The 11170-nt window shown below is 33.8% G+C and carries 7 protein-coding genes; 4 read left to right on the forward strand and 3 right to left on the reverse strand.

The features are described from left to right. Positions 1-409: 409 nt before the first annotated feature. Together C9E89_RS20430 and C9E89_RS20435 are read right to left on the reverse strand one after the other, a co-directional pair. Positions 410-2533 carry an AAA family ATPase gene (locus tag C9E89_RS20430; RefSeq protein WP_107010022.1) on the reverse strand — a complete coding sequence of 708 codons (2124 nt, stop codon included), beginning with the start codon at positions 2531-2533 and terminating at the stop codon, positions 410-412. Between the two features lie 460 nt (positions 2534-2993). Continuing rightward, positions 2994-4982: a 5'-nucleotidase C-terminal domain-containing protein gene (locus C9E89_RS20435; protein WP_107010023.1), complete on the reverse strand. Its 1989-nt coding sequence runs from the start codon at positions 4980-4982 to the stop codon at positions 2994-2996. Positions 4983-5349: 367 nt separating this feature from the next. Between C9E89_RS20435 and C9E89_RS20440 the strand changes: the two genes are divergently transcribed. From C9E89_RS20440 to erpA, 4 genes are all read left to right on the forward strand, one after another. Continuing rightward, entirely contained in the window at positions 5350-6354 is a 1005-nt protein-coding gene (locus tag C9E89_RS20440) for a putative solute-binding protein (RefSeq protein ID WP_107010024.1), read from the forward strand. Positions 6355-6753: 399 nt separating this feature from the next. After that, positions 6754-7761 (forward strand): putative solute-binding protein, encoded by a 1008-nt coding sequence (locus C9E89_RS20445; protein ID WP_107010025.1) that lies wholly within the window; start codon positions 6754-6756, stop codon positions 7759-7761. A 274-nt stretch (positions 7762-8035) separates the two neighbouring features. Beyond that, entirely contained in the window at positions 8036-9040 is a 1005-nt protein-coding gene (locus C9E89_RS20450) for a putative solute-binding protein (RefSeq protein WP_107010026.1), read from the forward strand. A 128-nt stretch (positions 9041-9168) separates the two neighbouring features. Beyond that, positions 9169-9504, forward strand: a complete 336-nt coding sequence (gene erpA / locus C9E89_RS20455; protein ID WP_107010027.1) for an iron-sulfur cluster insertion protein ErpA — start codon at positions 9169-9171, stop codon at positions 9502-9504. 99 nt (positions 9505-9603) lie between these two features. Here the strand turns inward: erpA and C9E89_RS20460 are convergent, their stop codons facing one another. Then, positions 9604-10953: an aromatic acid/H+ symport family MFS transporter gene (locus tag C9E89_RS20460; protein ID WP_107010028.1), complete on the reverse strand. Its 1350-nt coding sequence runs from the start codon at positions 10951-10953 to the stop codon at positions 9604-9606. Between the last annotated feature and the right edge of the window lie 217 nt (positions 10954-11170).

Here is an 11170-nt window from a genome sequence, read left to right on the forward strand (position 1 = left end):
TTTAATGATCTTCTTACTGCTTCGTCAGCAGCAAGCTAGGTCGGCTATATTACTCTCTATCTCTAAAAAGTCAACTAATAATGAAAATTATTTTCAATCCTTCTTTCTAAAACCCAACTCAATCAATTCAACCAAGTCATTGTTTTATCAGAAGTTTTAATCTTCATCACCGCCGATGGATGTGCATTCTACAGTATTTCAGATGCGACGCAACCCCTTTTTTTAAAGTTTTTTATTGTATGGGTGTTTTTTCTACGAAAATCATTAAAAAAATGTTTTTTTATCTATTTTTTAATCATTTTTAATTATTTTTTTCACAATTAAAGCATTTTGGTAATTTATTTTTCATTATCACTGCTGAAAATTTAGTCCACATTTTTTAATTTTCGATTAAAAAAGAAAAACCGCATCAATTTGATGCGGTAAATCCAATACTTTGTGAAGTTTTATATTTAACAGCCATTTCTTCATGTAAGTGTTGTAGTACAGCATTTACATTTTTGAAGGGCTGAAAACACGCTTGACGGACAATGACAGCAAAGTCTCCTGCACAAAGACGATTTAATCCTTGTAGCTGTGTTTTGATTTGAGTTTCATCTATTTCAAGATTTAATTGTTGGCAAACATTTTCCAATAAAGCAAAACGCTGTGCATAGGTTAAGAAGTCAAAGTGCATTTTAAAATCGAAACGACGTAAAGCAGCTTGGTCTAATTCTTCAAAACGGTTGGTTGTTGCAACAACAATCCCGTTAAAACTTTCCATTTGAACCAAGAACTCGTTTACTTGTGAAATTTCCCAAGACTTACTTGCTTGTCGACGATCTTGTAATAAGCTATCGACTTCGTCTAACAATAATACCGCTTGTTGCTCTTCAGCTTCAGCAAAAGCTTGTGCTAAGTTTTGTTCAGTTTGCCCAACCCAAGGTGAAATTAAGTCAGAGCCTCTCTTGATCAGCAAAGGTTGATCAATGAATTCAGCCAACCAACGTGCAAATGCCGTTTTACCTGTACCTGATGCACCATATAAACATAAACGACCAAAGCCATGGCGTTGAATTCCTGTGGCAATGTCTTTTAAGTTAGAGGGTGTATTGATATAACTCAGGTCATAAAATTGTGGCAAAGCATTACTGTCTTGTAATTTAACTGCACGAAAACCTTGCGCCTTTAATGTATTTGAAATTAATTTCGTCATACTATTAGGTAGCGCTAAATCGTCATTGTGCATTTTTGCCATTTTCGCAACTTTATAACTACGATTTAAAATCGCAGGTGAAAGCTGTTCGATATTTGAAAATGCCTCTTGATACATTGGATCTAATTCATGACCGCATTGTTTAACAATAAAGTTCATACGTTGCTTTTTCGGCGGTACTTTTATTTCCAAGACCATATCAAAGCGACGAATAAATGCAGGATCAAGCTGATCAGAATTAGACACCCAAATTGTAGGTGTTTGGTTTTGCTCTAAAATACGATTTACCCAAGCCTTACGACTCTGGGCAGTACTTTTCATTCCCATTCCATTTTCAGTATCATTAAATACATCTTCAACTTCATCAAACATCAATAAAGCAGATTGGCTGTCAAAAATACATTGTGCTGCACGATAAGCACATAAACGCCCTGTTGCAGAAATGGCATCACCATCCGCATCTTCATAAGAAATTTCAAAAAGTTGTACCGCTAACTCAGCAGCTAAGACTTTACATAGCTGCGTTTTACCTGTACCTGAGCTTCCATAAAGGAAGATATTTACACCTTTTTGTTTGGTATTTTTGACTTGTTTTAAATAAGCCAGCAATAAATTTAAATCTTTTTGTAGATGAGGATAATCTTGAATCGTAAGTTCAGCCCTATCACTTTTATTAATCGTACCTGTGAATAAATCCATCACATCATTGGCTTTAACCAGTAATTTATCCACCAATTGATTTGAGACTAAACTTAATTTAATACGTAAATAATTACGGTAATACTGCTGTAAACTGACTAAACCACTACGATGTAATCGCCCTTGTGTAGAGAGTGCTTGACGAATTTCTTCATAAGGCACATCCAACACAATCGCTAATGCACGTAAGGTTTTAGACGCTGTTAACTCGCCTAATGTATCTGCAATATCATCTAAAAGCTGTTCGCTATTGAGTAAAATCACAAAACCTAAAATCAGACTTTCAACATCATTTAAATCTAAAAGCTGTTGTAATAATTTAAGATTAAATTGTAATTCTTCACTAAATTGAAATGGCTGATTTAAATGCTGCTGTTCAATATTTTGATGAAGCTGTTTAAGTTCTTGATAGGCAGCTTGCTCGTTAAATTGATCATTTAACAAAGGTTCAGAAAAGCCCAACTGTTTTGCAATCCACTGATTATTAAAACAATTGTCTGAAATAAACTCTTTTGCACCACCTAATTCAACTAAAAAACGAAAAGCCCATAGCTTCGCCAATGGATGAATTTCAGTAAAATTCTCCATCTCACCTTGTTGCACATCATTGGCAAAAGGTTGATTTACATATTTATTCATATTTTCACTAACAATTTTTTAAATGTCAGTACGCGCGTCATTTTTCATTAAAACAACGTACTGAAAGCATTTATATTCTTTAAAAAGTTTTTAAATTTTTCACGCAATTTAAAGCGTTCAGTTTTATATGGTTTTATTGCAAACCAAAGTGCATAAGTACAGTTAACAACATGATTTTTCTCCCGAATATTCCAAATACAATTCTGCTGTTTTGGATCAAATAAATGGCGGGTTAAATCAAGATATTATGGTCATCCTGCAACCAGTTAAGTGTGAAGATATCTCTTGTCAAAGGCAACGTACAAGATGAATAAAGGTTAAATTTCAATTGGAATCATTATTGATCAAAGCCACAATGGCTGATTTTGGCGTTATCTTAATTGCTCATTTTTCAAACTTCAAGTTTTTTTCTGTATAAATACAAAAATCCTGACAAAGCAGGATTTTTGTACACATTTTTTTATTTGGCTTTATCTACAAAAAGTTGGGTACTGTAATTTTCAGTTGATAATTTATTAATTTTCTTTTGCCCTGTTTGCCCTGACAAAGCTTGCGTATATTTCAAAAATGCTTCCGCATAATCTAAACCCACATTCGTACGACGTGTGCCTGTAATTGTGCTTAGAGTGGTATAGCCATCTTTACCATTTGCTAAAAAATCAATCGTCACGATTTTATAAGTTTTATTCAAATCTAATGCTTCATATTTTCCTGTTGCATTACGTACTTGTATTTGACTTAAACGTTGTCCTTTATTTTTATTAAAATCAACGTTCCAACGCAGCCCACCTGTATAAGGGTAGCTGCCTGTATTATTTTGTACAACGACGCTATCAATCGCATCCTCTAGCGTTGCTTTGACTTCTGTACCTGTCATATTGAGCTGTACTAAGGTATTTTTAAACGGTAAAACGTTATAAATTTTCCCTACAGTAACATCACCTTGTGCAACATCTTCTCGTACACCACCACCGTTTTGGAAAGAAATATCTGCTCCAAAAAATGCTTTACCTTGTTGCAAGAAAGCTTCAGCAATTATTTGTTGAATATCGCCACCATGTTGATCAACATGGTTATTTTTATTACAAATATCACCTAAAGTTGAGCGTCCTATATCACGTTGTGTTCCTGGTACACGACGAGAACAAAGATTATCCGTAGCCTGTCCAACCACTTCTTCTGCAAATTTTTGTTTTTGAATCTGATAAGGTTTTAAAAGACTTAATGTTTTAGAGTCTGGTTGTATAAAATCTAATGGTGCCTGATCTATTTTTATCTGATTTTTAATGATATTTTTCTCATTTTCAGAGACATTGATAATTTCATTACGTGTATAGATTTTTTGTTGTTCTATATTTTTATTTTGATTGTATTTTTTTAAATTTTCATTGTATTTTTGAATATCAACTGTGCGTTTAATATCATCACCGAGTAATACATGCGGTGTACCACTACAACTTTCTATTTGACCTTCAGGATTAAATTTTACGTTTAATTCACCAACAATATTGCTATATTCCCATGCCTGTGCAATACACACCAAATCCCCATTTTTATTTTTAAGTCGGGTCGGATAAGCACCCTCTGGACTTAAACTATATTTTTCCAAAATTTTTGGACCTAATAAAGTATGTGAATCTCCGCCAATAATGACATCAACATCCGTCAAAGATGTCGCTAATTTTTGGTCTAAATCATATCCAACATGAGTTTGTAAAATAATATTATGAATGCCCTGCGCTTTTAATTGATTTATTTCTTTTTGTGCTGTTTCAATTTCATCAGCAAATAAGGTATCTGTATTTGGTTGTGAAGAGTTTTTTGTTTTATTTGCGATCGTTAATCCAATTACAGCAAACTTTACACCATCTTTTTCAAAAATTTGTGATTTTTGAATGCGTTGTGTTTGATATAACGGAGAAGATGCACCAAAAGTCACATTAGCAGATAAAATTTTTGTTTTATTTTCACAAGTGCCTTGATCTAAAAAATCTATAAACTTTTTCAAACCTGCATCAGTTGAGTCAAATTCATGATTTCCTGGTGTAAAAGTATCAAAACAAACGCTATTCATAGCATCTGCATCTGCCTTACCCTCTGTTAAGTTATAATATAAATCGCCTGTTGTTCCATCGCCTGCATGCATCTTAAAAACATTTTTCTTTTCTGCTTGAACTTGATGAATAAAAGCAGCCACACGTGCAAAGCCACCTTTACTTGCATTAAATTCTTCATCGCCTTTGCCAACATTCATTTTTAATGTAAAGCCATCTTTATCTTCGTCTAAATGAGAGTGATGGTCATTAATATGTACGATATTCAGCTCTAAATTTTTATTTTGAGTGGGTGGTGTAATGACTGTCACATTATCTTTATCATCATTACATGCTGTCAAAGTCACTGATAATGCTAAAATAACCAATGTACTTTTTTTATTTGGAAGATGCATTTATATTCTCTAATCGCTATAAATTATGTTTCTAGTGTGCAATTTATATATTTCGATTTAATGAATATTATTTAAACAATCTTCAAGTGATTTATAATTGATTTGGTATTTTTTCATTTTAAAATTCTCAAGATTATTAAAACTTAAAAACAATATAAATCAGCATATTAAAAACAAAAAAAATGATCTTTAAGAAAAAAATCTATTGATTATTCAATATATCCAAAATGATCTTGTCAGGTATTAAAGCTCTCATTATAAAATTATATTGACCATTCAGCATTTAATATTTGATCATTATCACATTATTATGTTAAAACAGATAAAAACTTATGAATTCAATTGGATAAAAGTTTAGGGAATAAAAATGAAAAGAAATTTATTTTTAGCCTGTACTTTCGGCATTTTTATGTCTCCTACAGTACAAGCGAAACAAAATGTCTGTGTATTTGATCTTTTAGGTAAAGCAGGTGAATCATACAAAGTTATGGAAGAATGGGCTTTGGCTGCTAAAGCTTGGGGAGCAGATATCAATTTAATTCCTTATAAAACAGAAGAACAAGCAGATAATGACTTCAAAACTGACAAATGTGATGCCGTTGCAATGACTTCTATGCGTTCACGTGAATACAATAAGTTTGGCGGTTCAATTGATGCTGTAGGGAGTGTACCTACTTATGCAATTGCACAAAAAGCGATTGCTTATGCGCTAGATAAACGTAATGACAAGCGCCTCATTTCTGTTAAAAATGGCGTAAAATATGAATTAGCAGGCATCAGCCCTTTAGGCATGGCTTATATTTTTGTTCGTGATCGCAAAATTGACTCATTTGACAAAGCAAAAGGGATTAAGTTTGCGTATTTACACTATGATATCGCTCAAAAAGCTGCTGTAGATCGTGTGGGGGCGATCGGTGTTCCCTCTGATTTATCTAATTTTGTAAAAAGATTTAATTCAGGTGAAGTTGATTCAGTCCCAGCACCAGCTTATGCATTTAAACCTTTAGAAATCCAAAAAGGCTTAGGCGCGAAAGGTGCTATGTTTACTTATCCTGTCATGCATGTCACGGCTGATGTTATTATTAAAGCCGATCAATTTCCAAATAATTTTGGTAGCCAATCACGAGCTTGGTCTTTAAAAAGAATGCCACAAACCTTTAAATTGATTGAACGTTTAGAAGCAGAAATTCCAGCCAAATATAAACTTAATATTTCAAAAGAAGATGAAATCAAATACCAAAAATTATTAAGAGAAGTACGTATCGAACTTATTGAACGTGGTGTATACGATGCAACCATGATGTCTGTACTCAAAAAAGCACGTTGTACTGTGGATCGTACCAACTTTGAATGCTCTTTACCTGACGAATAAAGCTGAAAAATTTGTCTACTTTTTTGTTCTCTTCATAAATCTGTCATTAATTTTTTAGCTTTTGACAGATTTTAACTTGAAACAATGTAAGTCAAAACATATTTACTTGTAATAAGAAATATACGAAGACATTCAATTTTTTATATCATTTTTTGTTTTTTTAAATGCTTTAATTGTGATAAGCGTAAAATTTCAAAAAAAAGTGAATAAAATACAAAAACTTATTTCACAATAATTTTTTTACAACTGCTTACTATTACTGTGAAAAATAAAATAATGCAATGGTAGAATATATACAAAAAAATGGAGTAAAAGCTCTATTTTTTTTAAAAAAATTTGATTAAGATTGCGTTTAAAAGAAACTCCAATTATGGACGTATAATTGACAAGGATCAAAATATGAAAAAAATAGCTTTAGCTGCTGCAACAACAATCATAGGTTTAAGCACAACAACTGCAAATGCAGCAATTGATATTTGTGTATTTGACTTATTAGGTAAATCTGGTGAATCTTTCCAAATGGCACAAGAATGGGCTCTTGCTGCTAAAGGCTGGGGTGCTGATGTTAACTTAATCCCTAAACAAGATGAAGCTGTTGCTGATAACGACTTTAAAGCAGGTAAATGTGATGGCGTATTCATGACAGCAATGCGCGCACGTCAGTATAACAAATTCGTTGGTTCAATCGATTCTTTAGGTGGTGTACCAAGTAACGGTATTGCACAAAAAGCAATTACTTTTGCTTTAGATGCTCGTAATGCTGGCAAAATGGTATCAAACTTAGGCGGCAAAAAATATGAAGTTGCTGGTATTGCACCACTAGGTTCAGCTTTCATTTTTGTACGTGATAAAAATATTGACTCAATTGAAAAAGCGGCAGGTAAAAAGTTTGCTGTTCTTGGCTATGACCAAGCTCAAAAAGTTATTGTACAACGTGTAGGTGCACAAGCGGTTATTTCAGATATCTCAAACTTTGCTGCGAAATTTAATAACGGTCAAGTTGATATGATTGGCGCGCCAGCATATGCTTATAAACCTTTAGAATTAAACAAAGGTTTAGGTACCAATGGTGCTGTATTTAACTTCCCAGTGATGCAAATTACGGCTGATTTCTTGATTCGTCCAGAGAAATTCCCAGCAGGATTTGGTCAAAAATCACGTGACTACTTCATTAAAAACTTACCAAAAAGTTTTGCTATGATTAGCCGTTTAGAATCATCAATTCCAGCAAAATACAAAGTAAATTTAACTGCTGATGATAAATTGAAATATCAAAAAATGATGCGTGATGGTCGTTTAGAGTTAACAAAAATGGGCGTTTATGACCCTGCAATGATGTCAGTATTGAAAAAAGCACGTTGTTCTGTCGATAAAGCGAACTTCGAATGCTCTTTAGCTGGCGAATAATATTGATTTAAAAGAAAAACCCAGAATTCGTTCTGGGTTTTTTTAATTTTATTTTCTGTCATTTAAGTCATTGTTGAATCAATGATTAAGTCTTAATCTTGTATAAAATTGATATTTTAAGCTGATTTATTTTTTGCTTCGTTGAAAAGTATATCCAATAAAAAATGCAGAATTTAAGCCAGCAATATCAATCTAGTTCTATTTTTGAATGAAAAAAATATTCAATTCAACATAGAACAAAACAATAAATTGATCATGGAAAGGAAAAAATAAAATGCAATGGTCTAAGATGCTCTTAGTTACAGCAGGCTTATGTGCAGCGGTGTCAACTGCTCAGGCAAAACAAGTCATCTGTGTATTTGATTTGGTGGGTAAAAATGGTGATGTTTTTAATTTAATGAAAGATTATCAGCTTGCTGCAAAAGCTTGGGGCGCTGATATTGAACTCAAAGTAAATCAAAACGAAGGTGTTATCGCAGAAGATTTTAAAGCAGGTAAATGTGATGGTATTAGTGTCACAGGTATGCGTGGTCGCCAATTCAATAACTTTACAGGATCACTCGATGCTATTGGTGCCATCCCCGACCTCAATCTTGCTGTTAAAATCATGCAAGGTTTAACATCTCCAAACTTTGCTAAACATATGGTCAATGGTCAATATGAAGTCGTCGGTGTCATTCCTGTAGGTGATGCCTTCCTCATGGTAAATGACCGTAATATTAATACTGTTGCGAAAGCAGCAGGTAAAAAAATTGCAGTTTTAGACTATGACCAAGCACAAAAAATCATGGTGCAACAAGTAGGTGCACAAGCCGTTAGTGCTGATGTCACAAACTTTGGAGCAAAGTTTAATAATGGACAAGTGGATATTATTGGTGCTCCAGCAGCCGTGTTTAAACCTTTAGAGTTGCATAAAGGTCTGGGCTCAAAAGGTGCGATTGTGAATTATCCGATCTTACAGGTCACAGGTAATTTAATTATTCGCACTGATAAATTCCCAGCAGGTTTTGGTCAAAAATCACGTGATTGGGTACGTTCACAGCTGCCTCGTGCATTTACGATCATTGGTAAAATGAAAGCTGATATTCCTGCTAAATACTGGATGCAAGTACCTGAATCAGACAAAGCTGGTTATCAAAAATTAATGCGTGAATCACGAATTAGTTTGACCAAACAAGGCGTCTATAGTAAACCAATGATGAAGCTTTTATGGCAATTCCGTTGTAAAAATGACCCTAAAAACTTTGAATGTGCATTACAAGATGAGAACTATAAATAATTTTAGTTTAAATCCGATAAATTTAGTCTGATTTTACTTTAAAGTCGACTCACTGACCATATATTGAGTATGCTATACTAAATATATGGTCTTTTCATTTAAGCCATTTGAATTTGAGGAACAATCGCATGAATGCCCAAGCACTTGAGCTCACAGACAACGCTGCAAATAAAGTTCGCCAACTTCGTGATAGCGAAGGTAATCAGGATTTAATGTTACGTGTCTATGTAACAGGTGGTGGATGTTCTGGCTTTTCTTATGGTTTTAATTTTGCAGAAAATATGAATGAAGATGATGCAGAATTTATAAATGGTGATGTCAAAATGTTAGTTGACTCCTTAAGTTACCAATATCTAGTTGGTTCAAAAGTTGATTATATTGAAGGCTTAGAAGGTTCTCGCTTTATTGTTGATAATCCAAACGCAACAACAACTTGCGGTTGTGGATCTTCATTCTCTATCTAATTTTTGTTTTAAAAATAAAATCTCCCCTATTCTAAGAGCTAGGGGAGATTTTTTTATTCATCGATTCTAATAAATAAAGACTTTATAAGAAACAAATCATTAAACTTTGGCAACTACTGATGCACTTGCATCAATTTTTTCAGACTCGTCATCATTCATAATTAAAGCGACAGCAATTGCAGTAATGAGAACAGGTAAACCAACAGCCATAAAGTTAAAATGCGCAGGTAAACTCATTCCGAGTAAACCACCAATTAAAATAGGTCCAACAATCGCACCCATACGACCAATTGCAGAAGACCAGCCAATTCCTGTAGAGCGAATTGCCAATGGATAATATTGTGCAACATAACTATACAACAGCATTTGTGAGCCAATAGATGCTGCACCAGCTAAAAAGACTAAAATATATAAAAGAAATTGGTTGGATTGAAAGCCCATCAAGCTCATTACAATCGCCCCCATAATTCCTAAACACATTAATACAGGTTTCAGATGGAAACGATCAGCCAAAATCCCTCCTCCAACAATCCCAACAACTGCTCCGACATTCATCACCATCATGAACATCAAGCTATTATCCATTGAATAACCTGCTGCCATCATCAATTTTGGCAACCAACTACTCAAGGCATACATTGTCAATAAACATGTAAAAAATGCTAACCAAAACAAAAGCGTATTTGTTGCACGTCCACGACGAAATAAACTGACCACATTCGCCGCTTCAGGCACCTCAACTTTTGGCAAAGTAAAAGTCGTCTTTTCAGTGACAGTTAAATTTGGTGCAAGACGACGCACAATACTACGCGCTTTTTCTTGCTTATTTTCTTTCACAATAAATGCTAAAGATTCAGGTAAGAACTTCCAAATCACAGGTAATAAAAATAAAGGAATACCAGCAATAAAGAACATCACTTGCCAACCAAAACTTGGAGTAAACCATGAACCTAATAAAGCAGCCATGACGCCACCCACTGCATAACCACTAAACATTGTTGTTACTAATGTACTGCGCATTTTAATTGGTGCATATTCGGAAGTTAATGCAACCAAGTTTGGCATTACGCCGCCAATACCTAAACCTGCTAAAAAACGTAAAATTGCAAATTCAGTTGGATTTGAGGCAAAGCCTCCAGCAAATGTTAAACCACTAAATAACACAATACAGATCATAATGACTTTTTTACGCCCAATTTTATCAGCCAAAGAGCCAAAAAACATTGCGCCAAACATCATGCCTGCTAATGCAGTACTTGCAAGCATCCCTGCTTGTACTGCACTTAAACCCCAATCTTGCATTAATAAAGGTAACACTACCCCATTAATTGCTAAGTCATATCCATCAAATAAAATAATCAATAAGCACCAAGCCACTACATTGAAGTGAAACGGGGTAAATTTCGCCTTATCGACTACAGAATTAATATCTATGTTTTCCATTGTCATCGTTCTCATCTCCCATGAGTACTTGTCCAGATTTCTCACATGAATTTTCAAGTAAAATTCAAGGTCGGCGCAATATACGCAAGACAAAGTTTATGAGCAATTAGACATAGGGATAATAAAAATTTATAGATATATAAAAATAGTAAATATATGATTTTTAATTTAAAAAATATGAATAAACAATCTTCGTTTATGCTGTATTATTTTCTAATTTTCA

The organism is Acinetobacter sichuanensis (assembly GCF_003024515.2).
GTDB classification, from domain to species: domain Bacteria; phylum Pseudomonadota; class Gammaproteobacteria; order Pseudomonadales; family Moraxellaceae; genus Acinetobacter; species Acinetobacter sichuanensis.